Annotated in this window: 14 protein-coding genes and 1 pseudogene; 9 read left to right on the forward strand and 6 right to left on the reverse strand. The window is 65.1% G+C overall.

Features of this window, described 5'->3' with window-relative positions; genetic code table 11:
* Nucleotides 1-532: 532 nt before the first annotated feature.
* The 5 genes from M3O59_RS03535 to M3O59_RS03555 all read right to left on the reverse strand — a co-directional run bounded on the left by M3O59_RS03535 (nucleotide 533) and on the right by M3O59_RS03555 (nucleotide 7551).
* Complete coding sequence (locus tag M3O59_RS03535; RefSeq protein WP_116905019.1) at nucleotides 533-3508, reverse strand: valine--tRNA ligase; 2976 nt, start codon at nucleotides 3506-3508, stop codon at nucleotides 533-535.
* Nucleotides 3509-3631: 123 nt separating this feature from the next.
* On the reverse strand, nucleotides 3632-4285 hold the full coding sequence (locus M3O59_RS03540; RefSeq protein WP_181920443.1) for a hypothetical protein: 654 nt from the start codon (nucleotides 4283-4285) through the stop codon (nucleotides 3632-3634).
* A 2-nt stretch (nucleotides 4286-4287) separates the two neighbouring features.
* On the reverse strand, nucleotides 4288-5520 hold the full coding sequence (locus tag M3O59_RS03545; RefSeq protein ID WP_116905018.1) for an AAA family ATPase: 1233 nt from the start codon (nucleotides 5518-5520) through the stop codon (nucleotides 4288-4290).
* A gap of 9 nt (nucleotides 5521-5529) precedes the next feature.
* A complete protein-coding gene (locus M3O59_RS03550) occupies nucleotides 5530-5955 on the reverse strand; it encodes a DNA polymerase III subunit chi (protein WP_064630754.1) in 426 nt (141 codons plus the stop codon).
* 114 nt (nucleotides 5956-6069) lie between these two features.
* Nucleotides 6070-7551 (reverse strand): leucyl aminopeptidase, encoded by a 1482-nt coding sequence (locus tag M3O59_RS03555; RefSeq protein ID WP_116905017.1) that lies wholly within the window; start codon nucleotides 7549-7551, stop codon nucleotides 6070-6072.
* A gap of 107 nt (nucleotides 7552-7658) precedes the next feature.
* Here M3O59_RS03555 and lptF point away from each other — a divergent pair, with 107 nt between their 5' ends.
* The 3 genes from lptF to M3O59_RS03570 all read left to right on the forward strand — a co-directional run bounded on the left by lptF (nucleotide 7659) and on the right by M3O59_RS03570 (nucleotide 10143).
* Nucleotides 7659-8741, forward strand: coding sequence for an LPS export ABC transporter permease LptF (lptF, locus tag M3O59_RS03560; protein ID WP_116905016.1), 1083 nt, complete (start codon nucleotides 7659-7661; stop codon nucleotides 8739-8741).
* Nucleotides 8738-9844, forward strand: coding sequence for an LPS export ABC transporter permease LptG (gene lptG, locus M3O59_RS03565; RefSeq protein WP_116905015.1), 1107 nt, complete (start codon nucleotides 8738-8740; stop codon nucleotides 9842-9844). The genes lptF and lptG overlap by 4 nt, the downstream gene beginning before the upstream one ends.
* 101 nt (nucleotides 9845-9945) lie before the next feature.
* Nucleotides 9946-10143, forward strand: coding sequence for a hypothetical protein (locus M3O59_RS03570; protein ID WP_064630762.1), 198 nt, complete (start codon nucleotides 9946-9948; stop codon nucleotides 10141-10143).
* 258 nt (nucleotides 10144-10401) lie between these two features.
* Here M3O59_RS03570 and M3O59_RS03575 read toward each other — a convergent pair whose 3' ends face one another.
* The gene (locus tag M3O59_RS03575) at nucleotides 10402-10863 is read right to left on the reverse strand and encodes an RDD family protein (RefSeq protein ID WP_064630764.1); all 462 of its coding nucleotides are present in this window, start codon (nucleotides 10861-10863) and stop codon (nucleotides 10402-10404) included.
* A 104-nt stretch (nucleotides 10864-10967) separates the two neighbouring features.
* Between M3O59_RS03575 and xerD the strand changes: the two genes are divergently transcribed.
* From xerD to M3O59_RS03605, 6 genes and pseudogenes are all read left to right on the forward strand, one after another.
* Nucleotides 10968-11939 carry a site-specific tyrosine recombinase XerD gene (xerD, locus tag M3O59_RS03580; RefSeq protein ID WP_064630766.1) on the forward strand — a complete coding sequence of 324 codons (972 nt, stop codon included), beginning with the start codon at nucleotides 10968-10970 and terminating at the stop codon, nucleotides 11937-11939.
* A gap of 305 nt (nucleotides 11940-12244) precedes the next feature.
* Nucleotides 12245-13048: a DsbC family protein gene (locus M3O59_RS03585; RefSeq protein ID WP_064630768.1), complete on the forward strand. Its 804-nt coding sequence runs from the start codon at nucleotides 12245-12247 to the stop codon at nucleotides 13046-13048.
* A 298-nt stretch (nucleotides 13049-13346) separates the two neighbouring features.
* The gene (gene purL / locus M3O59_RS03590; RefSeq protein ID WP_249046879.1) at nucleotides 13347-17438 is read left to right on the forward strand and encodes a phosphoribosylformylglycinamidine synthase; all 4092 of its coding nucleotides are present in this window, start codon (nucleotides 13347-13349) and stop codon (nucleotides 17436-17438) included.
* Between the two features lie 744 nt (nucleotides 17439-18182).
* Complete coding sequence (locus tag M3O59_RS03595) at nucleotides 18183-18578, forward strand: hypothetical protein (protein ID WP_373418992.1); 396 nt, start codon at nucleotides 18183-18185, stop codon at nucleotides 18576-18578.
* 145 nt (nucleotides 18579-18723) lie between these two features.
* Nucleotides 18724-19062: pseudogene (locus tag M3O59_RS03600) on the forward strand (PPC domain-containing protein); the annotation flags it as partial.
* 539 nt (nucleotides 19063-19601) lie between these two features.
* Nucleotides 19602-26156 carry an ESPR-type extended signal peptide-containing protein gene (locus M3O59_RS03605; protein ID WP_249054391.1) on the forward strand — a complete coding sequence of 2185 codons (6555 nt, stop codon included), beginning with the start codon at nucleotides 19602-19604 and terminating at the stop codon, nucleotides 26154-26156.
* The last annotated feature ends 132 nt before the right edge of the window (nucleotides 26157-26288 follow it).

The following is a 26288-nucleotide window of genomic DNA, read 5'->3' on the forward strand; positions in this document are numbered from 1 at the left end:
AGCGGGCAAGGACCAGTGGAGATGGTCGGTTTGCAAGTTTGCAAGCAGGGCACGAAGGGTATTGTTGGAATGGCTGCGTGGCGTATCAGCTTCCCAATCACGCCGAGCCCCCGTAGAGCCTTTAGGAAAACCACCGACTAACTTTCTGGTGCGGTGTCCTCACCGATTGCCGGACCGTTGGCGGCATGGATGCCGCCAACGAGCCCCCATGGGCGGGTTAACGGCGTGTCCCGCGAGCGGCGAGGGCACCGTGCACTCGACGTCTTTGTGTTTGCTGCAGTGCCCTTGCCCGCCCACCATCGCAGGACACGCCGTGAATCCGTCCCTGGAGGCTCTGGCGCGGCATCCATGCCGCTCAAGGTCCCGCGACGGTGGGCGGGGCAAGGACCAGTGGAGCTGGTCGATGCGCAACGGTTTCAACAAGCGGCCAGCAAGCCGCGTTATGCGGTGTTCTCGTTCTTCAATAAAGGCACCAGCCAACTGTCTGGTGAGGGCACCGCGCACTCGACACACTAGAAGCTGATCGATTTTCTCAGATCTTCGCGCGCTGCTCGCGCAAACCGGTCAACTGCGTGGTCCACTCGTTCAAGCGCGCACGTTCCTGTTCGACCACGGCGGCTGGGGCGTTCTGCACGAACGTGGCGCTGCCGAGTTTGCCGTTGCACTTGCCGATTTCGCCTTCCACACGCTTGATTTCCTTGTCCAGACGCGTGCGTTCGGCATCCATGTCGACCAGGCCTTCCAGCGGCACCAGCAGCGTGAGCTCGCCGACGATGGCGGCGGCCGATGGCGGTGCCTCCTGACCGGCGTCCAGCCAGTCGATCGTTTCTAGCTTGAGCAGGAATGACAGCTGCGAGGCGAAGCGGGCAACGCGGGTGCGATCGTCCTGCGTGCCGGCCTGCAACAGCAGGCGCACCTGCTTGGAGGGCGGCACGTTCAACTCGCTGCGTACGCGGCGCAGCGCCGACACCATCGACTTCAGCCACTCGACATCGGCCTCCGCGCTGGCATAGCCGTGCGTGTCGACATCGCCTGCCTGCGGGAACGTCTGCAACGAGATCGTCGCGGCGGTGATGCCCAGGCGCGGTGCGACCTGCTGCCACAGCTCTTCGGTGACGAACGGTGTGAGCGGGTGCAGCAGACGCAGCAAGGCTTCGAGCACATAGAGCAGAGTGTGACGGGTGCTGGCGGCATCTTCTGCGTGCTCAATCGCTTCCGGCGTGCTGCCTGCAGCGGCCAGCGTGCTGTCCTGCACCGCGCCGTTGAGTGCGGGCTTGGCCAGTTCAAGGAACCAATCGCAGAACGCGTTCCAGGCGAATTCGTACAGCGATTGCGTGAGCAGATCGAAACGGTAGTTGGCGTAGTGCGCGTGGGTTTCTGCGGTGACCTTGTCCAGACGCGCCAGGATCCACTGCTCCGCTTCGGTGCGCGGCTGCGGCACGCCGTTGAAGCGCGCGCCTTCGGTGTTCATCAGCACGAAGCGTGTGGCATTCCACAGCTTGTTGCAGAAGTTCTTGTAGCCTTCGGCGCGGCCAAGATCGAACTTGATATCGCGACCATGCGTGGCAAGCGCGGCGATGGTGAAGCGCAGTGCGTCGGCACCGTGGGCGATGATGCCGTCCGGGAATTCCTTGCGCGTGGCTTTTTCGATCTTGGGCGCATCCTTGGGCTTCATCAGCCCGGTGGTGCGCTTGGCGACCAGGGCCTCGATGCTGATGCCGTCGATGATGTCGAGCGGATCGAGCACGTTGCCCTTGGACTTGGACATCTTCTGGCCCTGCGCATCGCGGATCAGGCCGGTGATGTAGACATCGCGGAACGGCACCTGGCCGGTGAAGCTGTCGGTAGCCATGATCATGCGCGCCACCCAGAAGAAGATGATGTCGAAGCCGGTGACCAGCACCGACGACGGCAGATAGCGCTCGAAACCGCGCTCGGCCATCGCGTTCGCATCCGGCCAGCCCAGTGTGGAGAACGGCCACAGCTGCGAGGAGAACCAGGTTTCCAGCACGTCTTCTTCCCGCCGCAACGGGTAGTTTTCTGCGAGACCATTTTTCTCGCGGACTTCTTCAATGGACCGGCCAACGAAGATGCGATGCTCTAAATCGTCGTACCACGCCGGGATTCGGTGGCCCCACCACAGCTGGCGGCTGATGCACCAATCCTGAATGTTCTCCATCCAGTGGCGATAGGTGTTGATCCAGTTCGGCGGCACGAATTTGATCTGACCGCTTTCGACCAGCTCCAGGCCGCGCTTGGCCAACGCATCCATCTTCACGAACCATTGGTCGGTGAGATACGGCTCGATCACCTGGCCGGTGCGGTCACCGCGCGGCACCTGCAGTTTGTGTGGTTTCGTTTCGACCAGCAGACCTCGCTCTTCAAGATCGGCGAGCACCGCCTTTCGTGCATCGTAACGATCCAATCCCGAAAATTTACGGAAGGAAATAAATCTTTTGACTGGGCTCAGTAGCTTTACATTGCTGTCCAGTTCTTGTTGATGGCTGGGATCGATGTAGCTGGAATGCCCAACAATTTTTGCATCAGTAGTAAGAATATTGATGGGCGATGCCATCTCATCTTGATGACGTTGCCAGACCGCGTAATCGTTGAAATCATGCGCAGGCGTGACCTTGACCACGCCAGTGCCGAACGCGCGGTCCACGTAATCGTCGGTGATCACCGGCACTTGCCGGCCGGTGAGCGGCAGCACGATGCGTGCGCTGTGCAGGCTGGCATAGCGTGCATCGTCCGGGTGCACCATCACCGCGGTGTCGCCCAGCATCGTTTCCGGGCGCGTGGTGGCCACCACCAGATAATCGCGGGTTTCGCGCAAGGTCTCCACGCCATCGGCATCGTGCTCGACGTGTTCGTAGGTCACGCCATCGGCCAGCGGATACCGGATCGACCACAGGAAGCCGTCTTCTTCGACGTTTTCCACTTCCAGATCGGAAATGGCGGTCTTCAGCACCGGATCCCAATTGACCAGGCGTTGGCCGCGATAGATCAGGCCCTGCTCGTACCAGCGCACGAACGCTTCGTTGACCGCGGCCGAGGGCTGCGGGTCCATGGTGAAGGTGCTGCGCGACCAATCGCTGGAGGTCCCCAAACGGCGCATCTGGCGCTCGATGGTGTCGCCGGATTCGGCCTTCCATTCCCACACCTTGGCGATGAAGCCTTCGCGCCCGAGCGAGTCGCGCGTTTCACCGTTGCCTTCCAGCGCCAGATTGCGCGACACCACCATCTCGGTGGCGATGCCGGCGTGGTCGGTACCCACCTGCCACAGCGTGTCGTAGCCGCGCATGCGGTGATAGCGCACCAGCGCATCCATCAGCGTCTGTTGAAACGCATGGCCCATGTGCAGCGTGCCGGTCACGTTCGGCGGCGGCAGCAGCACGGTATACGGCTCGCCCTTGCCGGACGGCACGAAATAGCCAGCCGCCTCCCACTGCGCATACAGGCGCGATTCGAAGGATGCGGGGTCGTAGCTGGAGGCGAGTTGTGTCATGGTGTGATCGAAAGGAGACTGGAAATTTGATTAATCGAAGTGGTGCCAGTTAGCGCCAGAATGCAGTTTTTTCGTTTTTCAGAGAGGGGGCGCGCAGTATTTGGAAAATCGGTCAGTGATTCATTATGCCGTAAGCTTTGTCAGCTTACGCAGTCCATCGCGAAACTTACAGAAGCTTGGAGACTGATTGAGCTCTACATCCATATTGGGGCAGATATGGTCAGCCCATTCATGCTTCACCTCGCCAGGTAGCGGCCAGCCGGCTTTGATGATGGCTGCAGATCCGCCAGGGTAAACTGCGTCCGCCAAGAGCTCCCAGGTTCCACAGATGCTATCCTGCTGATAGCCTGAAAGTATTTCTTTTTTTGCTTTTGGATAGGCAGCGAGCACGGCTGGCTTGTCACCTAGAAACCAGGATTCCATTTCCTCAATCGCGAGGCGAAAAACAGTCTTCGGCGCCGGATTGCACTGCTGCGCCACGGCTTTCAAATCGGCCAGGAAAGTAGCGCAGTCACGTCGATCACTATCTAAGACAACAACAACTGCATCTACGCTTGGCGTTCTGCCGTACCCGCTGAGGAGTCTGGGAAGCTGGTTCAATAAGGCGCGCTTTGCAGGGTCTGCATTAGTCGAAAGGCCAGATGGTAGTCGTCCGATCCCCTTGTAGGGGTGGATGCGCCACGTATGCGGTTCTCCATGCTCTCCGATGACGGCAGGCAGCAGCATGCTCACCACCTTGGCACCAGAACTGTCTTCCACAAGGACTTCAATATGCATACTTATTTTGTATCCAAGTAGTCGCTGTACCAAAGTCCACCGAGAGGCAAGCCTTCTTCTACGAGATTACGCACTAACTCGATATCAGACGCTCGGCAAATGGTGGAAAATCCATTTTTTCCTTTCTCGAGTATCCAGACTTCCTTGGCTGAAAGTGCATCTACGAAATAGGGCTGGTGGGTGGTGACGAAGATCTGTGGTGCGTTCTTCTTTCCCGTGGCATGGCTTCGCAGTTCCCGCGCAAGTGAATCGAGTAATCGATGGTAAAGGCCGTTCTCGGGTTCCTCGATACAGATGAATGGCGGTGGTTCAGGATCTTCCATCAAGAGCAGGTATGCGAATATCTTCAGCGTTCCATCCGACATCTGGCCAGCATAGAAGGGATCGTTGAAGGCGCCGTCGTTGAATTGAAGAAGCACGCGTTTGTCTTCCGTCACAGCTGTTCTGATGCTGTGCACGCCAGGGATTTTTGCCGCGATACGGTCAAGGATTGTCCTGAAACGTTCTTTATGTTCGCGTTCCATATACTGAACGACATTTCCGATGTTTTCGCCGTGCACATCGAGATGCCGCTGAGCTCCGGCCGAAGGGATGGAGCGTGCAGCGTCCGGGTGAAAATAGGAGAGATACCAGCCTTTCATGAAGTCGCGGAAACGTTTGATGCGCGGATGCTCTTTCAATGTGCCAAGCGTTGCAATTCCTAACTGGCGCAAATCAGTGAGCTCCACATCCTCTTGAGCGCGATCTTCTTCGCCGCTGGATGTTTCCACCGCTTCTTCGCCAGCCCATACTTTTCCAACGCCGTGGTGCAGGCGTAAGAATGGGTAGGGTCGTCCGTGTTTCTGTCCTTTGCGACGCTGCTTGAGAACCTCTGACTCGACGAATGGTCGCCCGCTGCTGTCCAGGTTGATAGCCAGCTCGTAGGTGATGGGTCGTTCGCCCTTGGCTTCTCGGTAATAGATATCGAACCGTATGGATTCTTCGGTTCCCAAAGAGCGCATGCGCTCGAAGCCTCCGCGTTGTTTGTCGTCGCAGGCCGATTCCACATCTTTCGACAAGCAGTCAGCGACAAAGCCGAAGGCATCGAATAGCGTGCTTTTCCCGACACCATTCTTGCCGATGACAACAGTGAAAGGAGTCAGCGGATCACCCTGCTGTTCAGCAGACAGGCGTCCAAGCGTGATATCGCGCAGCGCGCGATAGTTGCGGACACGAAAGCCTTCAATTAATGCCATACCTTTCCCCTACATGTCGTATTTCGTGAGTTCCAGGCCCAGGGCCTTGTACTGCTTCCAGCGTTCGCGCAGCGGTTCGCGGGCGGCGGGGTCGGCCGGTACCACTTCCAGCACGCGGTCGCAGGCGCCCAGGTAGGGGTCGTCGCGCAGGTTGATCACCAGCGGGCGCGAGGGCGCGGCGAATTCGGGGGCGGCAATCAGCACCGGCGCCAGTTCGTCTTCCTCATCGGTGCCGGCGATCTGGTGCGGTACATAGGCCTCGTCGTCGAACGCCCACAACAGGTCGTCCAGCGCCTCGGCCTGTGCGGCATCGCGCGCCAGGATCAGCGTGGACAGGTTGGCATCGTTGGCCTTGCGCGCCAGCTCGCAGACCAGCCGCAGCGGTTCGTTGAGGAAGCGCGGTTTGGCGATCAGGTAGAAGTCGGCACGGGGCATCAGGGCAGGGAATCGGGAGAGGGGAATCGGGAATGGTCACGGCATCGCCGCGACCTCGAAGGTCGCGGCGATGACTGAGAGGAGAAGGGTTTCACAATTCCCGATTCCCGATTCTCAATTCCCACCCGCGGCGCGGTCCAGCAACCACTGTGTCAGCAGGCCCACCGGGCGGCCGGTGGCCATGCCGCGCTTGCCTTCGTCGCTGGCCACGCCGGCGATGTCCAGATGCGCCCAACGCTGGTTTTCGGTGAAGCGCGACAGGAAGCAACCCGCCGTGATCGCACCGCCCCAGCGGCCGCCGATGTTGTAGACGTCGGCGAAGGTGGAATCCAGCAGGCCCTGGTACTCGTCCCACAGCGGCAGGCGCCAGGCGCGGTCGAACACTTGCTCGCCGGCGCTGAGCAACTCGTTGGCCAGGTCGTCGTGCTTGCTCATCAGGCCAGCGGTCTGGTGGCCCAGGGCCACCATGCAGGCACCGGTCAGCGTGGCCACGTCCACCAGCGCTTCGGGGTTGAAGCGTTCGGCGTAGGTCAGCGCATCGCACAGGATCAGGCGGCCTTCGGCATCGGTATTGCCGACTTCGATGGTCTTGCCCGACATGCTGGTGATCACATCGGAGGGACGATACGCGTTGCCGTCGATGGCGTTTTCCACCGCAGGTACCACCACCACCAGGTTGATCGGCAGCTCGGCCTTGACCGTGGCCACGAAGGTGCCGATGACGTTGGCGCCACCGCACATGTCGTACTTCATTTCCTCGATGCCGCCCTGCGTCTTGAGGTTGACGCCGCCGGTGTCGAAGGTAATGCCCTTGCCCACCAGTACGTAGGGACGCGCGTCGCCGCCGCCGTTCCACTTCAGCACGATCAGGCGTGGGCGGTTGGCCGAGCCGCGCGCCACCGACAGCAGCGAGCCCATGCCCAGCGCTTCCATCTGCGCCTCGTCCAGGATCTCGGCCTCGGCGCCCGGGAACTTGCCGGCAAATGCCGCGGCAGTGTCGGCCAGGTAGGCCGGAGTGCAGTAGTTTGGCGGCAGGTTGCCCAGCTCGCGGGCGAATTCCACGCCTTCGGCGGTGGCCACGCCTACGGCCAATGCGCGGGCGTCGTCGCCGGCGATGGCCAGGGTGGTCAGGCCGCTCTCGTCGACCTTCTTCTTGCCCAGGGTGGCGGTGTAGCGATAGGCCGCATGGTCGCCGACGATGACTGCCTGGCGGATGTTCCAGGCTGCGTCGCGGGCCTTGACGGGCAGTTCGGTCAGGGTGAGCAGGGCAGTGCCGACCGCGCCGGTCTTCAGCGCGCGGGTCGCATCGCCGATCGCCTTGAGGTAGGGCGCCACGCCGAACTTGCCGGTCTCGCCCAGCCCGACCACCAGCACGCGCGGGGCGGTCACGCCGGGCAGGTCGTGGACCAGGGTGGTGCTGCCGGTCTTGGCAACCACGTCGCCGCGTGCCACCAGGGCCGTCAGGCGACCCTGGCTGGCGCTGTCCAGCGCCTGCGCAGCGGGCGAAAGGGTGTTGTCGGCAAACACGCCAACCACGATGCAGTCGACGTGGGCGCTTGCCGGCGCGTCTTGGTTCAGGATGAATTGCAGGGCCATTGATCAGATTCCGTAGGCAAATCCGTACAATCGCGGGCTGTTTACGCCAACCGGACTAGGCTGGCGCCGCCGCGAACGAATCCGAGAGTTTAAAACAAGCCCACCCCATGCCGAAGCTCGATCGATACCTGCTCAGCGATTTCACCCAGAGCTTCCTGGCCACCTTGATCGTGCTGCTGGTCGTCAGCGTCGGCGGTGTGCTGGTGGATATCCTCGGCAATATCGCCGACGGCCGCATCCCCGCTCGCTTGCTGCTGTCGCAGGTGGGCCTGCAGTTCGTGGCCTACCTGCCCATCATCCTGCCGCTGGCGCTGATGCTGGGACTGTTGTTGGCACTGGCGCGGCTGTACCGCGATTCAGAAATGGCCGTCATCACCGCCATAGGCGTGGGCCCAAAGCGCATGTTGCGGCCGATGCTGATGCTGGTGGTGCCGGTGGTGGTCATCATCGGGCTGTGTTCGCTGTGGTTGGGGCCGTGGGCCAGCCGTACCGCCGAGACCATGCTGGAAGACGCAAACCGCAGCGTGCTGATGGCCGGCCTGGAGTCGGGCAAGTTCACCCCGCTGTCCGGCGGCGGCGTGGTCTACCTGACCACCATCTCGGCCGATGGCAAGAACCTGGGCAAGGTCTTCATGCAACGGCAGAAGGACGACCGCATCGATGTGGTCACTGCCGACCGTGGCGCAATGTTCTTCGAAGGCAAGACCGACCGTTACTTGCGCCTGGAGGACGGTTACCGCATCGAAGGGCCGGCTGCCGGCACCACCCTGGACTACCGCCTGATGAAGTTCGCCAGCAACGACGTGGTCTTGCCCGACCGCACCCGGACCCACGACGCCAACGACCCGGAGGTGATGTGGACCACCCAGCTGCTGTCCGATGAGCGCCCCGCTGCCCGCGCGCAGCTGCATGAGCGCCTGGCGCCGCCGCTGCTGGCGTTGGCCTTCGCCTTGCTGACTCTGCCGCTGTCACGCAGCGCGCCGCGGCAACAGCGTTACGGCCGGATCATGCTGGCCTTCCTGGCCTATATGGTGGGCACCAATCTGATGATCGTCGGCACCCAGTGGATCGCCAACGGCAAGACCCCGGCAGCACTGGGCCTGTGGTGGCTGACGTTGCCGCTGCTGGCAGTGGCGGTCTTGGCGTATGCACGCGATGGCCGCGTGCGTCGGCCGAGGGCGGGCGCATGAGGCTGACCCCGCGGGTCCATGATTGGTACGTCGGCCGCGTGGTGCTGTTCACCGTGCTGCTGACCTGGGCGGTGTTGCTGGGGCTGGATCTGGTCAACGCCTTCGCCAGCGAGGCCAAGAACATCGGCCAGGGCAGCTACAGCTTCGGTCACGCGGTGGCCTTTGTGGCCTACACCGTGCCGCGGCGCGCCTACACCTTGTTCCCCACCGCCGCGGTGATCGGCGCCCTGATGGGCCTGGGCCAGCTGGCGGCCACATCCGAGCTGACCGCGCTGCGTGCGCTGGGCGTGTCGCGCAAGCGCATGTCCGCCTCGGTGGTCGCCGCGATGGCGCTGTTGACCGCCAGCATGGTGATCAGTGGCGAAACGGTGGGCCCGTGGGCGCAAAACCAGGCCGATACGCTCAAGACCAGTGCCCGTCATAACAGCAACATGGCGATGGCCCGCTATTCGGGTCTGTGGGCACGTGAAGGCACTACCTTCCTCAATGCGCTTGGCGGCGAAGAAAAGCTGCTCGATGGCGGCGGCACCGCGCTGATCTTGCACGATGTGCGCTTGTACAGCATGGATGCCAACGGCAGGCTGCAGCAGCTCACTTATGCCTCCGTGGCCGAGCACCGCGACGGCCACTGGACCCTGCGTCAGGTGCGTCGCGATACCTTCCAGGAACGTTCGGTGCAGCGCGAAACCTTCCCCGAGCTGCCCTGGCAATCGCAGCTGAGCCCGTCGGCGCTTGCGTCCGGCTTGGCCAAGCCGCGTAACCTCTCCGCGCACGAGCTGGAGCAGAGCATCGAATACCGCCGCCGCAATGGACTGGATTCGCGCGACTACGAAGATCAGTACTGGAGCCGTTGGTTCTACCCGCTCAATGTGCTGGCGCTGTGCATGGCGGCAATCCCGTTCTCTTTCGGCTCGCTGCGCAGCGGCGGCCTGGGCAAGCGATTGTTCCTGGGCATTTTGTTCGCGCTGGGGTTCTGGTTGCTGCAGCTGTTCTTCGGCCGCATGGCCGGCGCGCTCAAGCTTGATTACCGCATCGCCTACGCGCTGCCGCCGATGGTGATGCTGGGCGTGTCGGCGTGGTTGTTCCGGCGGCGCAGTAGTTGAGCCGCGCAGCGCAGGCCTTGCCCGATGCCGACCAACGTGCGCTTGCGCAGGCGGTCAGCGAAGTACTGTAGTACCTGTGGGATCCGATCGGCGTTGCGGGCGTGCCGCAGGCGCGCGATGAGTACGCCAGCTATGTTCCCGAAATATGCACGCTGCTCTGGCAGGGTGCTGATCAGGCAACGGTCGCCACGACCCTGCGTGAGATTTCCGGGCAGCGCATGGGTCTTGATGAAACGGATGCTTTAGCCGAGCCGGCGGCCCGCCGTTTGATGGCGTGGCGCGAGGTCATCACCCGTTAGAAGTGGGGAAATCCGTCAGGCGTATTGGCTGGCCGGTTTCGGCAGCCGGACGCGCCGGCCTTCATTAGGTGAGCGGGTGTTCGACCTCTCACGTGCGGGCAGGTCCCCCGAGGCGGCTGCGTAGTACCCTTGCCAGCGCATGCCGCTGAGACGCTCACAGGAGCTCGCTGGCATCAGCAATCGGCATATCGCAAGACGGCCACTCAACCGCAGCACATTCCCCTAACCAGCATTAGCTGGGCGACGTGTTGGTTGTGGCTAATGCTTGGGAATGCGCTCCAGCCGGGTGCCACTCGCACGGTCATGCCAGGTCAGGCGCTCGCGATCCAGCCATGCCCACCAGAAGCCGGCGCCGCCCAGCGCCAGCGCCAGCGTGCCCACTGCGTAGCGGATCCAGGCTTGTTGCCAGGTGGGTTGTGGCCCTTGCAGTCGCAGCCGCCATGGGCGCATGCCCAGGGTCTGCCCACCGCGGCGCCAGCTCACCGTGGCGTAGACGCCTGCGGCGAGCCAGCAGCACACCCACAATAGCCATTGCCAGCCACTGAAAGGAGCGATGTTCTCGCGCGCCGGGTGCCCGGCCAGCGTGAATCCCAGCGTGAACGCAGCGGAGATCAGCATCGACAGCGCCAGCACCGGCCAGAGGTCGTAGCACAGCGCCAGCAGCCGCCAGCCCACCAGGGCAGGGGGGCGCGCAACCCGAGGCAAAGGGATCGAAGTCATGGCGCGAGCATAACGGTCGCCAGGCATGGAGCAACGCCGCGCTGCGGTAGCTGTGCTCGTTTTGTTAGCCGCTCAAAACCCGCGCGGCGTTTTATGCTGTGGCGATGTCTGCCAGCAGCCCTGCCGAACGCCGCCAACTCACCCGCCAACTGCCGCCGGTGCAGGCCGCCGATGCTGCAGTGATCGAACGGTTCCTGGACCGGTTCTGGGCCGAGCAAGGCGTGGCGCGGCAAACCCTGGACAGCTATCGGCGCGATCTGGAAGGGCTGGCGCGCTGGCGCGACGGCGCTGGCGGCGGATTGCTGGGTATCGATCGCGCGGCGTTGTTCGACTATCTGCGCTGGCGTACCCAGGCCAATTACTCTCCGCGCAGCACGGCGCGGTTGTTGTCGACCTTGCGTGCGTTCTATGGGCTGTGCCTGCGCGATGGCGTGCGCAGCGACGACCCGACCGCATTGATCGACCCGCCGCAGCTGCCGCGCTCGCTACCCAAGGCGTTGACCGAAAGCCAGATCGAGGCGCTGCTCGGCGCCCCTGACGTGGAGGCCCCAACCGGTCTGCGCGACCGCGCCATGCTGGAGCTGATGTACGCCGCGGGCCTGCGCGTGAGCGAGCTGGTCAACCTGCCGGCGGTGGGGGTGAATCTGCGCCAGGGCGTGCTGCGGGTCACCGGCAAGGGCAGCAAGGACCGCCTCGTACCGCTGGGCGAAGAATCCCAGCACTGGCTGGAGCGGTATCTGCACCAGGCGCGCCCGCTGCTGGCCGAGCACAAGCCGGTGGCGCCGGTGGAGGGGCAGGTGCCATTGTTCATCGACGCCGCCCGTCACCCGCTCAGCCGCCAGCACTTCTGGTCGCTGGTCAAGCGCTATGCGGTGGTGGCCGGCATCGACCCGGCAACGGTCAGTCCACATGGCCTGCGGCACAGCTTTGCGACCCATCTGCTCAACCACGGTGCAGACCTGCGCGCGCTGCAGATGCTGCTGGGCCACAGCTCGCTGTCCACCACCCAGATCTATACGTTGGTGGCGCGGCAACACCTGCAGAAACTGCACGCCGCGCACCATCCGCGCGGTTAGCCGGTTAGCCGGTTTGGCGGGGAAGGCCCGTCGCGTGAGCGCCTCCCTGCGACGGCTTCAAGGTGCATGGGGGCACGCGTGGGGGGAGCGCACCAGGGCGCGGTGCTTTTTCCCGGCAAGACCGCCGCGCAAGCGCCTCAGATCCCGCCAGGGACACGACCTACGGCGCCGCGCGCCGTCCGCATGTCCGACCCGTGAACGTTACGAACGCAGCATTGGGCAAACAAACAAACAGTGGCGGCCGGTGCCAGGCTTCATCCACCCTGTGCGAGAATCCGGCCACCCCAATTCCACTGGATGCGTGAATGTATCGTCTTGCTATCGCCGCGCTGCTGGGCGCGCTCAGCCTTACCGCCTGCGCACAATCGTCGCAGCCTGCGGCGGGCAACGCCGGCGCCAAGCCAACCGCCGCTGCCGCCCCCGCCGCAACTGGCAATGTGGATCAGCGCGTCGGCGCCGCCCTCAAGGCCCTGGACCCGGACTTCAAGCCCGATTACATCGGTGCTGCGCCGTTCCCTGGGTTCCGCGAGGTAGTGGTCGGTGGGCAGGTGCTGTACGTCAGCGACGACGGCCGTTACCTGATCCAGGCGCAGCCGTTCGACATCCAGAACAAGCAGTTCGCCGCCAGCCCGGGACTGCTGGCCTACCGCCGCAAGCAGCTGGAAACCGTACCCAAGGCCGACCGCATCGTGTTCGCGCCGGCCAACCCCAAGTACACCGTGACCGTGTTCACCGACGTGGAATGCGGTTACTGCCGCAAGCTGCACAGCGAGATCGGCGAGCTCAACAAGCAGGGTATCGCGGTCGAATATCTGGCCTTCCCGCGCATGGGCCTGGGCAGCCAGGACCACAAGGAAATGATTGCCGTGTGGTGCGCTGCCGACCGCAAGCAGGCACTGACTGCGGCCAAGTCCGGCCAGCCGGTGAATTCCAAGGACTGCAAGAACCCGGTGTCGATGGAATACACCCTGGGCCAGCGCCTGGGCGTCAACGGCACCCCGGCGATCTTTGCGCCGGACGGCACCCAGCTCGGTGGCTACCTGCCGCCGGCGCAGCTGCGCGAAGCACTGGAAAAGCGTGCCGTGACCACGGCAGGCGGCAGCCGCTGAGGCGGGCTCAGCCCTGACCATCGCGGCGCGTCGCTGATGGCGTCGTTGTGGTGATGGTCCGTGCAATGACAAAGGCCGGGGTGCGTCCGCATCCCGGCCTTTGCCGTTTCCGAGGGGGCGCCATCTGACCACGTTCCCTGGTGCCGCCCGGCGCAACACGCCGGCATGCGCATGGGCCAGCGTCAAGGCCTGCCTGACGATTCCCCATTCCCCATCCGTACTGCCGCACCCCCGACCGACGCCGACCCATCGGCTCCGTTACAATCTGCAGCCCCGTTTCTGACACGGTTCCCCGGACATGATGGTCCTCGAGGGCGCTTCCGCCCTTTCGCCGTTCCGCCGCGCTCGGCTCGAAACCCGCCTGCAAACCCTCGTCCCCGCGCTGCGCATCACCGGCGCCTGGCACGTGTACTTCATCCGCGTCGAGGCCGGGCAAGCGCCCGATCAGGCCACCTTGCAGCGGATCCTGCAGGCCGACGCCGCCCCCGCGCCGCGCGATGCCGATGCCTCCTCGCGCTACGTGGTCCCGCGGCTGGGCACGCTGTCGCCGTGGTCCAGCAAGGCCACCGAACTGGTGCGCGGCGCCGGGCAGCCGATCCAGCGCGTGGAACGTGGCACCCGCATCGACCTGGCCGGCTGGCCGGAGGACGCGCCCGCGCAGGCTGCCGTGGCCAAGCTGCTGCACGACCCGATGACGCAGTCGCTGCTCGGCTCGGCCGCCGCTGCCGAGGCGCTGTTCAACGTGCCCGACCGCGGCCACTTGCAGCGCGTGCCGCTGGACGGGCTGGAGCAGGCCAATCGCGACCTGGGTCTGGCGCTGGCGCAGGACGAGATCGATTACCTGCGCGAACGCTTCGCCGCGCTGGGGCGCGACCCGGCCGATGTCGAATTGATGATGTTTGCGCAGGCCAATTCCGAGCATTGCCGGCACAAGATCTTCAATGCCAGCTGGACCATCGACGGCAAGCCGCAGGAACGCTCGCTGTTCCGCATGATCAAGCACACCCACCAGCAGACCCCGCAGCACACCTTGTCTGCCTACAGCGACAACGCGGCGGTGGTGGAAGGCGTGCCGGCCGCGCGCTATCGCCCGGACCCGGCCAGCGGCGAATACCGCAGCGAAGCGGTGCTGCCGTCGGCCTTCGCGATCAAGGTGGAGACGCACAACCACCCCACCGCGATCGCGCCGTTCCCCGGTGCGGCCACTGGCGCAGGCGGAGAAATCCGCGACGAAGGCGCCACCGGTCGCGGCGGCAAGCCCAAGGCCGGCCTGACCGGGTTTTCGGTCTCGCACCTGCGCATTCCCACCCTGCCGCAGCCGTGGGAAGCGCCGCGCGCGCTGAATCCGCGCATGGCGCCGGCGTTGGACATCATGCTCGATGGCCCGCTCGGCGGCGCAGCCTTCAACAACGAATTCGGCCGGCCCAATCTGCTTGGCTACTTCCGCAGCTTCGAGCTCGCCGAAGGCCCGGGCCTGACCCGCGCCTACGACAAGCCGATCATGCTGGCCGGTGGCTTGGGCGCGATCGATCGTAACCAGGTCGAAAAGCTGCGCCTGCAGCCGGGCGATGCGGTGATCGTGCTGGGCGGCCCGGCGATGCTGATCGGCCTGGGCGGCGGTGCGGCCAGTTCGGTGGCTGCCGGCGACAGCGCCGAAGCGCTGGATTTCGCCAGCGTGCAGCGCGAAAACCCGGAGATGGAGCGCCGCTGCCAGGAGGTCATCGACCGCTGCGTGGCGCTGGGCGTCGACAACCCGATCCGCTGGTTCCACGACGTGGGCGCGGGCGGCCTGTCCAACGCGATCCCCGAGTTGCTGCACGACTCCGGCGTGGGCGGCATCATCGACCTGGGTCGCGTGCTCACCGACGACCCCTCGCTGTCGCCGCTGGAACTGTGGTGCAACGAATCACAGGAACGCTACGTGCTCGGCGTGCCGCAGGCGCGCCTGGAAGAATTTGCCGCCATCTGCGCCCGCGAACGCTGCCCGTTCGCCGCGGTCGGCGTCGCCACGGCGGAGGAACGGCTGGTCGTGGGGTATGGGACGCTGGATGGCGGGACCGGGGACCCGGCACCGGGGACCCGGGGAGAGCAAACGCAAGAGCGCGATTCCGCTTCGTCCGCCGGCGGTGTGTCCGTCGCCGCCGATCCTGCTTTCCCGGGTCCCCGGTCCCCGGTCCCCGGTCCCGCTCCCGACCTCCCAATCAACCTCCCCATGGACGTGCTCTTCGGCAAGGCACCGAAGATGCATCGCGATGCCGTGCATCCGGCTGCGCCGCAGTGGCCGGTGTTGCAGACCGCGTCGCTGGACCTGCAACAGGCCGGCTTGCGCGTGCTGGCGCATCCCACCGTGGCGTCCAAGAGTTTTCTGGTGACCATCGGCGACCGCAGCGTGGGCGGGTTGACTGCGCGCGAGCAGATGATCGGGCCGTGGCAGCTGCCGCTGGCCGATTGCGCGATCACCCTGGCCGGTTTCGACACCTTCGAAGGCGAGGCGATGTCGATCGGCGAGCGCACGCCGCTGGCGCTGTTGAATGCGGCCGCGTCCGCCCGCATGGCGGTGGGCGAAGCGATCACCAACCTGTGCGCCGCCCCGGTGCAGCGGCTGGACAGCATCAAGCTCTCGGCCAACTGGATGGCCGCCGCCGGCCACAGCGGCGAAGACGCATTGCTGTACGACGCAGTGCGCGCGATCGGCATGGAGCTGTGCCCGGCACTGGAGCTGAGCGTGCCGGTAGGCAAGGACTCGCTGTCGATGCAGGCGCAGTGGGTCGAGGCCGGGATTCGGGATTCGGCATTCGGGATTGGCGAAACACCGGGTTCCTCCGTTGTTGCCAATCCGCAATCCCCCATGCCCAACACCATCGCTCACAAGAGCGTGTCACCCGTCTCGCTCATCATCAGCGCCTTCGCGCCGGTGGGCGACGTGCGCACGCAGCTGACGCCGTTGCTGCGCAGCGATGAAGAGAGCGAGTTGTGGTTGATCGGGTTGGGCGGTGGCAAGCAGCGCCTGGGCGGGTCGGTACTGGCCCAGGTGTATGCCGATGATGCGGCGCTTCCTGCGTTCGGCGGCGAGGTGCCGGATCTGGACGACGCGCAGCGCCTGCGCAGTTTCTTCGAGTTGATCCGCGACGCGCGCGAAAGCGGGCTGTTGCTGGCGTATCACGATCGCAGCGATGGCGGTGCGTTTGCGGCGCTGTGCGAGATGGCCTTTGCCTCGCGGCAGGGCCTGGATATCACGCTGGATGCGTGGGGCGACGATGCGTTCCGCAGCCTGTTCAATGAAGAACTGGGCGCGGTGGTGCAGATCGCCAGCGAAGATCGCGCCGCGTTCGCCGATCTGGTCGAGCGCCACGCGTTGACCGAATGCGCGCAGCGTATTGCGCGGCCCACCGGTGCGCCGCGCATCCGCGTGAGCGGGCAGGGCCGCGTGCTGGCCGAGTGGCGTTGGGAAGAGTTGTTCGATGCGTGGTGGTCGGTGACCCATGCCATGCAGAAGCTGCGCGACAACCCCGATAGCGCCGACGAAGAGCGCGCGCTGGCGCGTGATTTCAAGGCGCCGGGCCTGCGTCCGACGCTGGTGTTCGACCCCTCGGAAGATGTGGCGGCGCCATTCGTGGCCACCGGTTCACGGCCCAAGGTGGCGATCCTGCGCGAGCAGGGCGTCAACGGGCAGATCGAAATGGCCTACAACTTCGAGCGTGCCGGTTTCCGCGCCTACGACGTGCACATGAGCGACCTGATCGAAGGCCGCGTGGAGTTGAGCGAGTTCGTCGGTTTCGCAGCGTGCGGCGGTTTCAGCTACGGTGACGTGCTGGGTGCCGGCCGTGGCTGGGCGACCTCGATCCTGGAACGTTCGGCGCTGCGCGACGCGTTTGCCGCATTCTTCGCGCGCAGCGATACGTTCGCGCTGGGGGTGTGCAATGGCTGCCAGATGCTCAGCCAGCTCAAGGACATCATTCCCGGCGCCGAGCATTGGCCGCGCTTTTTGCGCAACCGCAGCGAGCAGTTCGAAGCACGTACGGCGTTGCTGGAAGTGGTGGAGTCGCCTTCGATCTTCCTGCGTGGCATGGCCGGTTCGCGGATTCCGGTGGCGGTGGCGCATGGCGAAGGCCGTGCAGAGTTCGACACCGGCGTGGACCAGGCCGCTGCACGCGTGGCACTGCGTTACATCGATGGCGACGGCGTGGTGGCATCGCAGTACCCGCTCAATCCGAACGGTTCGCCGGACGGTATTACCGGGCTGACCAATAGCGACGGCCGCGTCACCATCCTGATGCCGCATCCGGAGCGCACACCGCGCAGCGCAAACCTGAGCTGGCATCCGGCCGACTGGGGTAACGACTCGCCGTGGTTGCGGATGTTCCGCAACGCGCGCGTGTGGTGCGGTTGAGTCGGTGACCCGTGGCCGCGTGCGCTGAGTGCGCGGCCACGACCTCCCTGACGGCCGTGTGCAGCGTGCACACGGCCGTTTTTGTTTGTGGTGGTCACGCTTCTGATGCCACCTCGTTGCAAGATGCCTGCGCGACGTTCTGGATGGATTGGGTTGCATCGTGCATCGTGCACCGCCATGCAGAGGTGCGGCGATGCTGACGCTGAAAGAGGTGTGTAACCGGTGTGTTCTGGCCGGCTGCTAGCGCGTCCTGGTCGGTCCATCCATGTGCCCCGGTCGTGCGCCGCAGCAACGCGGCCCGCGTGCTGCAGCTCGGCGATCGACAATGTGTCGCGCCTGTTCATGCCGCCCTGGTTGTGCAGTCGTAACTAGGTTCCGTTAAAAAGTAAGGGTTGCTTGTAGTAAATGTGAGAGTTCTTCGGTATTCGCATCAAAATATTTTTTGCGTGCGTGATGTGCTCTGCATTTAGTTGCTCGGACGTTAAATATATTCATAAAACGTTGCGTCTTCATCACATTCCGCACGTCTTATAAAAACTTAATGTTGCTTATTTCCCGTATAAATCCTGGTGAAAGGGGGGGGCTGCTGCGCTCTATAAGGCCTCACGGGGGGGGGCGCCAATCAGGTGTGCGGCGGTCGGTTCTTGCGCGCCAGACCATAATCGAGAATAGGCGTTTAATGAAGAATATCGAAGATGCCGAGGGGCGGTCGCTCTCCGGTGAGGCGAACATTATCCGATTATCTTGAAAATGCAGGTGCAGTGCCGTCTGCAGGCGGCCAGTGGTCTGGCCGTTTCCATCTGCATGGTGCTGGTGGGCGGTGGCACCACAGCCACTGCAATGGCGCAGATGCGCACTTCGGCGACTCCGTGCAGCGTAGTCGATGGCCAGTGTCTATGTGCGCAGCACTGGCTGCCGCTGATGCGTCGATGGGCTTTGTTGCCCGTGCAGCGGCGCGACATCCACGCCAATTGCATCAGTGCCGGCCGAAGACGATGCCGAGTTGCCTCCATTCGTCGACGGGCAAGATGCCATTGCCCTGGGGCGGCAAGTAATGCGCTTGTCGATGGCACCAGCGCGCTGGGAGCGGGCAGCCTGACATTGGAGCGCGATGCGAGCGCGGTGGTGATGCGTTGGTGATCAGCACATCTGCGGTGGCGGTTGGCGGGGTTGCAGTGGTGTACGACTACGGCGCGTTCTGCTTTGTCGTCGGTAGCAGCGAGCAAGCCACCGAGGCCACCGGCGTTGCCTCCACTGCGATCGGTGGCGGGGCCAATGCGGTCGACGCGCGCATGACGGCGGTGACCTGGGTTGCACTCTGGATGCCCAGGTGCTGCAAAACGGCACGATCCAGCGTGGTGTGTCCAATGTGGCAGGGGATGCCGGCGTGTTCACTTTCCAGGCGTCCGCAGGCCAGGTACTGAGCTTTCTCAGCTTTGGTGGCATCGGACAGGCATCGCTGTACGTGGCACTCGGGCGCGTACAGCGCTGACGACAACGACGGCGCCTCCATGCGCAGCGGCACAGCCAGACAGTGCGCTTCACCGCGCCGCGCGCAGGCACCTACGTGCTCAAACTGGAGGGCGCCAGCTTCGATGGCGCAAGCCTGTTGGCGCGCCAATGAGTCGACGTCCGGCATCGGCGCCTGGAGTGATCGTCATTTCCCTGGCGCACCCGCGCCTGGCGCCAGCGCCGGCAGGCCAGCCAGGCAGCGGTTGCCGGTACCCGAGGCACTGACCCGCCATCTGACCCCTTTCTGCTGCGGTTTTGCGCAACCAAGCCCGCTGGCGTCTCGCCAGCGGGTTTTTTTTGTCCACAACGGACACGGCTATTCAGCTTTTAAATGTCTTGAGAGACATGATCTAGGTCGCTGTTTTCCAAAGGTTTATCAAAAATCTAATAAAAGCAAGCAGAAGTGTGATGGAAAGCGCACTTATCTTCGCTTTCTGTCAAAAACTTGACGCCTGAAATGACGGCTGTTAACACTTTGCTCAGTTCTATGGTTGGGTAGCGTTCACTTTTTGACTATCCAGGGAGCAGGTGAAAGCCGCTCCCGCCGCAAGGCCCATGGCGCGAACACCTGCGGGGAATCTCAGGCTGGAAGGCCTTTCGCAGGCGGGTGTTCGCCAAAAACCAGTCCAACAACTCAGGAGTCGTGCGTCGATGAATCGGATTTATCGCAAGGTCTGGAACAAATCACTGGGCGTGTGGGCCGTGGCCTCGGAATTGGCCAGCGGTGACAGCCCCGGAGCCGTTGCATCAGCCTCGCTCATCGACCGCCGCCAGAGCCTCGCACTGGCCGCCGCCATCGCCCTGGCACTGGGTGGCGCCGGATTCGCCACGCCGCTTCCCGCCAATGCGCAATCGGTCGAAGTCGGCCGCGGCGCATCCGCCCCGGCCAGCAAGGCCACCGCAATCGGCGCCAACAGCCGCGCCAGCGCGACCGGCGCAGTGGCCACCGGCGCCGACAGCAGCGCCAGTGGCGTCAACAGCAGCGCGATCGGCCGCCAGACCAATGCCATCGGCGAGAACGCCGTGGCCATCGGCTACAACAGTTTCGTGCGCCAGGCCGGGGAAAACGGCGTGGCGCTGGGCGCCGATGCAGGTGTCACAGGAGCAAATTCGGTAGCGCTGGGCGCAGGCTCGCGCACCCACGAAGACGAGGTGGTGTCGGTGGGTAGCGGCAATGGCCGCGGTGGCCCGGCAACGCGCCGCATCACCAATGTCACTGCCGGCGTCAACGCCACCGATGCGGTCAACGTGGCGCAGCTGCGCGACGTGGCCGATGTGGCCGAAGACACTGCGTTGTTCTTCAAGGCGACACCAGGCGACGACAGCGTGGGCGCCTATGTCGAAGGCGAGCGCGCCCTGGCCGCAGGCGATGGCGCCAATGCAGTGGGCACCGCCACCACCGCGCTCGGCACCGGTGCCAATGCCGTGGCCGAGAACGCAACGGCGGTGGGGTTCAATGCACTGGCATCGGGCCAGAACAGTGCGGCTTTCGGCCATAACGCACAGGCCAATGGCCCGGGGAGCGTCGCCGTTGGCGGCGCGGCGGTGAACGAAGATGGCGAGCCGTTGATCACCAATGGCGGCGTGCCGGTCGATACCGGCGCCACCAGTGCCGGCGTCGGTGGAACCGCGGTCGGCGCCAGCGCCAATGCCGACGGGTTTGCGGCTTCCTCGTTCGGCGTCGGCGCGTATGCGGCCGGTGCGCAGTCCTCTGCGTTCGGCGCAGTGGCCAATGCGGCCGGCGATTACGCCACGGCCGTGGGCACGCAGACCAGCGCCAGCGGCACCAGCAGCACCGCTGTCGGTGGCCCGGTCGATCTGATTCCCGGCCTGGGCTTCTTCGTGCAGACCCAGGCCAGTGGCGAAGCGGCCACTGCGCTCGGCGCCGGTGCGATCGCATCCGGCACCTACACCACGGCCGTGGGCACGCTCAGCGAAGCCTCCGGCACCGAAGCCACCGCCGTGGGCTACTTCGCCTACGCGCCGGGCGAAGGCGCCACCGCGGTTGGCCCGGAATCCTGGGCCAGCGGCGAACTCAGCACCGCGCTCGGCTACTACAGCACCGCGCGCGGCGCCAACTCGGTTGCGTTGGGTGCCAACTCGGTCGCCACGCGCGCCAACACCGTATCGGTGGGCGCGGCCGGCGATGAGCGTCAGATCACCAACGTGGCCGCTGGTACCGAGGGCACCGATGCGGTGAATCTCGACCAGCTCAGCGCAGTGTCCGATGTCGCATCCACCACCGCACGCGCGTTTGTCGCCACCGGCGAGGGCGCCGCGATTGCAGAAGGCATCGACAGCGTCGCTGCCGGTTCCAATGCATCGGCTGTAGAGGATTACAGCACCGCGTTGGGTTCCAGCAGCCTGGCATCTGCGCAGGGCGCCACCGCGATTGGCAGTGGTGCCAGTGCCACGACCGACAACGCCACCGCAGTCGGTTTCAACAGCGCCGCAACTGCCGAAAACACCACCGCGCTCGGTGGTAACAGCAGTGCAGCGGGCGACTCCAGTACGGCAGTGGGCGGCGCAAGCCAGGCCACCGCCAGCGGCGCGACTGCGCTCGGTTACGAAAGCATCGCCAACGGTGCGGACTCCACTGCGCTGGGCGCGGGCAGTGTGGCGTTCGGCGACACCAGCACCGCCGTGGGCGGCGCGAGCGTTGCATTCGGCGATGACAGTGCCGCCGTCGGCGCCAATGCCGCCGCTGGCGGTACTGCCTCCACCGCCGTCGGCGCAGGCAGCAGTGCGTTCGGCGAGCGCACTGTCGCGCTGGGCGGCGCCAGCAATGCATCGGGCGACGACAGCATCGCGCTCGGTGCAAGCAGCCAGGCCTCTGCGCTGGGCACCACGGCCGTCGGCAGCAATGCCAACGCCAGCATCGCCAACGCCACGGCGGTGGGCTTCAACAGCAGTGCCGGCGACGACTACGCCACTGCGCTCGGCAGCGACAGCAATGCCTCGGGATATTTCAGCACCGCCGTCGGCGGCAACAGCATTTCCAACGGGCGTGGTGCAACGGCAATCGGTTACGAAAGCATCGGCAACGGCAGCGCATCGACTGCGCTGGGCTTTGCCAGCGTGGCATGGGGTAACGGCGGCACCGCCATCGGCACCGAAAGCTTGGCCTACGGTGACGACAGCACGGCGCTTGGCGCGAATGCGTCCGCAGCCGACACCGGCTCGATTGCCGTTGGCACCTACGCAAACGCATATGGCCCGCGTGCGATTTCGCTCGGCGGCCAATCCAGCGCGACTGGCGATGACAGCATTGCACTGGGTTGGGGAGCCACCGCCGTGGGCACGCAGAGCGTCAGCCTCGGTGGCGGGGCATTGGCATCTGCCGACAACAGCGTTGCGCTGGGTGCAGGCGCTGTCGCCGATCGCGCCAACACGGTGTCGGTGGGCACGGCCGGCAGCGAGCGCCAGATTGCCAATGTTGCGGCCGGCACCGAGGGCACCGATGCGGTGAATCTCGATCAGCTCAACGCCGTGGCTGGCGCTGCGGAAAATACCGCGCGCCTGTATGCAGGCACCGGTGACGGCACCGCTTTCGCACAGGGCGACGACGCGACCGCGGCCGGTTCCAATGCCACCGCAGACGGCGATTACAGCAGCGCGTTCGGTGCCGGCAGCCAGGCCACCGCAATCGGTGCGGTGGCCATCGGCAGCGGTGCCAGCGCCACGGCGCAATACGCCAATGCGGCCGGTTACAACGCAGCGGCCAGCGGCTTTGGCAGCGTGTCCAATGGCGCCTTCAGCCAGGCCAGCGGCGACTACGCGGTGGCCTTGGGTGGCGAGAGCGAAGCGGCGGGTGCGCAAAGCACGGCGCTCGGTGCAGCGGCAGGCGCGTACGGCGATGGCTCGCTGGCAGTCGGCGCGCTGAGCGAAGCGCAGGGTAGCGAATCCACCGCGATGGGTTATTTCGCCAGCGCCAGCGGCGAGTCGGCCACCGCCGTCGGTGCGGAGAGCATTGCCAACGGCACCACCGCGGCGGCCTTCGGCTTCGGTGCTGAAGCCACGTCCAACTACTCCACTGCCTTGGGTGGCTATTCCACCGCGAGCGGTTTCAACAGTACTGCGCTGGGTAATTTCAGCACCGCCAGCGGCTCCAATACGGTGGCGGTGGGTGGCGATGCCACCGCCACTGGCGCGTACAGCGTTGCAGCCGGTCAGGGCAGCGTGGCCAGCGGCTACAACAGCGTGTCGGTCGGTGGCGCCTTGCTCGGCTTGTTGCCGACCGAAGCCTCCGGCGATTACTCCACCGCCGTGGGTGGCGCGGCGTGGGCGCCGGGCCTCAACAGCACCGCGCTGGGCAATTTCTCCGAATCCACCGGCGAAGGCAGCGTGGCATTGGGCGCCGATTCGGTGGCCGATCGCGACTTCGCGGTGTCGGTGGGCAGTGCCGGCAACGAACGTCAGATCACCAATGTGGCAGCCGGCACGCAAGGTACCGATGCGGTGAATCTGGATCAGCTCACCGCGGTTGCCGAAGCCGGTGCAGCCACCAGCAAGTACTTCCAGGCCAGCGGCAGCGATGACAGCGATGCCGGCGCGTATGTGGAAGGCGATGACGCATTGGCCGCTGGTGAAGGCGCCGCTGCCACCGGTACAGGCACCACCGCGTTGGGTGCAGGGGCGAAGGCAGTGGTCGACAGCGCCACCGCAGTTGGCGTCGCCGCGTTGGCTGGCGGCATCGGCGCGGCAGCGGTGGGCAACAACGCTCAGGCACTGGGCGAAAACAGCAGCGCGGTCGGCAGCAACGCATTGGCCAGCGATATCGGTGCCACCGCGAACGGTGCCGGTGCGCAGGCGATTTCGACCTACACCACCGCACTCGGCAGCGAAGCGGTGGCCTCCGACAATCAGGCGACTGCTGCGGGTTTCCGCAGTACCGCCTCCAATATCGGTAGCGCCGCATTCGGTGGCTATAGCGAATCCAGCGGCCGCCTGTCTTCGGCACTGGGCTATGGCGCGGTTGCATCCAGCGACTACAGCACCGCCGTCGGTGCCGTGGCGCTGGCCTCCGGTGCCAGCGCGGTCGCCGTTGGCGAATTCAGCGAAGCCACCGGCGATGAGAGCGTGGCCGTCGGCGGCAGCACGTTCTTCGGGTTCATTCCGGCGCGTGCGTCCGGCACGGGGGCAGCCGCCCTCGGTGCCGGTGCCTGGGCTACCGCCGACTACACCACTGCCATCGGCTGGAATTCGTATGCCGACGGCGTCAATGCCACTGCGTTGGGCCAGAGCGCAGCCGCGCTTGTCGACAACACGCTGGCATTGGGTGGCGGCAGCCGCGCCGATGCGGTCGGTGCCAGTGTGGTCGGTGTGGATGCATCGGCCACCGGCATCAACAGCACCGGCGTCGGCCGTCAGGTCAACGTGATCGGCGAAAACGCGGTCTCGGTGGGCTACAACTCGTTCGTGCGCCAGAGCGCGGTCAACGGTGTAGCCCTGGGCGCCAACGCCGGTGCAACCGGTGCCGATTCGGTTGCGTTGGGCTCCGGTTCGCGTACCTATGAAGCCGACACGGTGTCGATCGGTAGCGGCAATGGCCGCGGCGGTCCGGCCACGCGCCGCATCGTCAATGTCAGCGACGGCCAGGCGGCTACCGATGCGGTCAACAAGGGCCAGCTGGATTCCCTGGCGGCCGATATGCAGACCACCAATGGCATGGTGCGCACCACCGGTGAAGGCGTGGCGTCGGCAACCGGCGATCGCAGCAGTGCGGTCGGCGCGGGCGCCACCGCCAGTGGCGCACGCAGCGTGGCAATTGCCTCCGGCAGCCGCGCCTCGGCCACCGGTGCCAGTGCGATGGGTGTGGACAGCAGCGCCAGCGGCGCGAACAGCACCGCGATGGGCCGGCAGACCAATTCCATCGGCGAAAACGGTGTTGCACTGGGCTACAACTCCTTCGTGCGCGAAAGCGGCAGCAATGCGGTGGCACTCGGTGCCAATGCCGGTGCCAGTGGCGCCGATTCGGTGGCCCTGGGCTCGGGCTCGCGCACCTATGACGCCAACACGGTGTCGGTGGGTAGCGGTAATGGGCGTGGCGGTCCGGCGACACGTCGCATTGTCAATGTGGGTGCCGGTGCGATTGCCAGTGCCAGCCTTGAGGCGATCAACGGCGGGCAGTTGTTCCAGTCGTTGAGCAATGCCGCCAGCTTCCTTGGTGGCGGTGCGGCGATCGGCGCGCAAGGCGTGTTCGTCGCGCCGACCTACGTGATCCAGGGCGCCAGCTACAACAACGTGGGCGCGGCATTGACCGCGCTGGACACCAAGGTCACCCAGCTGGATGCACGTGGCGGCACTGCGCTCGCCAGCACCACGTCGCTACGCACCGCCACGGTGCCGGCTGTCGCTGCACCTGCTACGAGCGATGCAGCAGGCAACGTCAGCACCGCTACGGTCACCACCGGCGTGCAAGGCACGCCGACCGCAGCCGTGGTCGGCAGCATCACGCCAGCGGCCACGTCCACCGCGGTCGGCACTGCAGCAGTGGCCAATCACGTCACCGGCACCGCAATCGGCGGCAGCGCGTATGCGCATGGCCCCAACGACACCGCCATCGGCAGCAATGCACGCGTCAATGCCGATGGCAGCACCGCGGTGGGTGCAAATACGCAGATCGCTGCGGTCGCCATCAACGCGGTGGCGATGGGCGAGGGCGCGCAGGTGACTGCAGCTTCCGGCACCGCTGTCGGCCAAGGCGCACGTGCCACGGCACAAGGTGCGGTCGCACTGGGTCAGGGTTCGGTTGCCGATCGTGCCAATACGGTGTCGGTGGGCAGCGTCGGCGGCGAGCGTCAGGTGGCCAACGTGGCTGCCGGTGTGCGCGCCACCGATGCGGTCAACAAGGGCCAGTTGGACAGCGGCGTTGCCGCAGCCAACAGCTACACCGACAGCCGCTACAGCGCGATGGCCGACAGCTTCGAAAGCTACCAGGGCGATATCGAAGACCGTCTGCGCCGGCAGAACCGTCGCCTGGATCGCCAGGGCGCGATGAGCTCGGCGATGTTGAACATGTCCGCCAGCGTGGCGGGTATCGCTTCGCAAAATCGCATCGGTGCCGGTGTCGGTTTCCAGAACGGCGAGTCGGCGTTGTCGGTGGGGTATCAGCGCGCCATCAGCCCACGCGCCACGTTGACCGTGGGCGGTGCGCTGAGCGGGGACGACAGCTCGATCGGCGTGGGTGCCGGTTTCGGCTGGTAAGCGTTGGCAAGACTGCGGTTTGCATCAAACGCGGCGGCGCCGGTGTGCGCCGCCGCGGCAAGGCAAGGCCTGAGGGGGCAGGCAAGGACCGTGGCTAGGCCAGGCAACGGATTCGCATGGAGTGATGGCCGT

It is taken from the genome of Xanthomonas nasturtii, assembly GCF_023337365.3.
Taxonomy (GTDB): Bacteria; Pseudomonadota; Gammaproteobacteria; order Xanthomonadales; family Xanthomonadaceae; genus Xanthomonas; species Xanthomonas nasturtii.

What these genes read in the sequence shown, in the direction of transcription:
- M3O59_RS03535 (WP_116905019.1), bottom strand. Translation starts at nt 3,508, where the DNA reads ATGACACAACTCGCCTCCAGCTACGACCCCGCATCCTTCGAATCGCGC.
- M3O59_RS03540 (WP_181920443.1), bottom strand. Translation starts at nt 4,285, where the DNA reads ATGCATATTGAAGTCCTTGTGGAAGACAGTTCTGGTGCCAAGGTGGTG.
- M3O59_RS03545 (WP_116905018.1), bottom strand. Translation starts at nt 5,520, where the DNA reads ATGGCATTAATTGAAGGCTTTCGTGTCCGCAACTATCGCGCGCTGCGC.
- M3O59_RS03550 (WP_064630754.1), bottom strand. Translation starts at nt 5,955, where the DNA reads ATGCCCCGTGCCGACTTCTACCTGATCGCCAAACCGCGCTTCCTCAAC.
- M3O59_RS03555 (WP_116905017.1), bottom strand. Translation starts at nt 7,551, where the DNA reads ATGGCCCTGCAATTCATCCTGAACCAAGACGCGCCGGCAAGCGCCCAC.
- lptF (WP_116905016.1), top strand. Translation starts at nt 7,659, where the DNA reads ATGCCGAAGCTCGATCGATACCTGCTCAGCGATTTCACCCAGAGCTTC.
- lptG (WP_116905015.1), top strand. Translation starts at nt 8,738, where the DNA reads ATGAGGCTGACCCCGCGGGTCCATGATTGGTACGTCGGCCGCGTGGTG.
- M3O59_RS03575 (WP_064630764.1), bottom strand. Translation starts at nt 10,863, where the DNA reads ATGACTTCGATCCCTTTGCCTCGGGTTGCGCGCCCCCCTGCCCTGGTG.
- xerD (WP_064630766.1), top strand. Translation starts at nt 10,968, where the DNA reads ATGTCTGCCAGCAGCCCTGCCGAACGCCGCCAACTCACCCGCCAACTG.
- M3O59_RS03585 (WP_064630768.1), top strand. Translation starts at nt 12,245, where the DNA reads ATGTATCGTCTTGCTATCGCCGCGCTGCTGGGCGCGCTCAGCCTTACC.
- purL (WP_249046879.1), top strand. Translation starts at nt 13,347, where the DNA reads ATGATGGTCCTCGAGGGCGCTTCCGCCCTTTCGCCGTTCCGCCGCGCT.
- M3O59_RS03605 (WP_249054391.1), top strand. Translation starts at nt 19,602, where the DNA reads ATGAATCGGATTTATCGCAAGGTCTGGAACAAATCACTGGGCGTGTGG.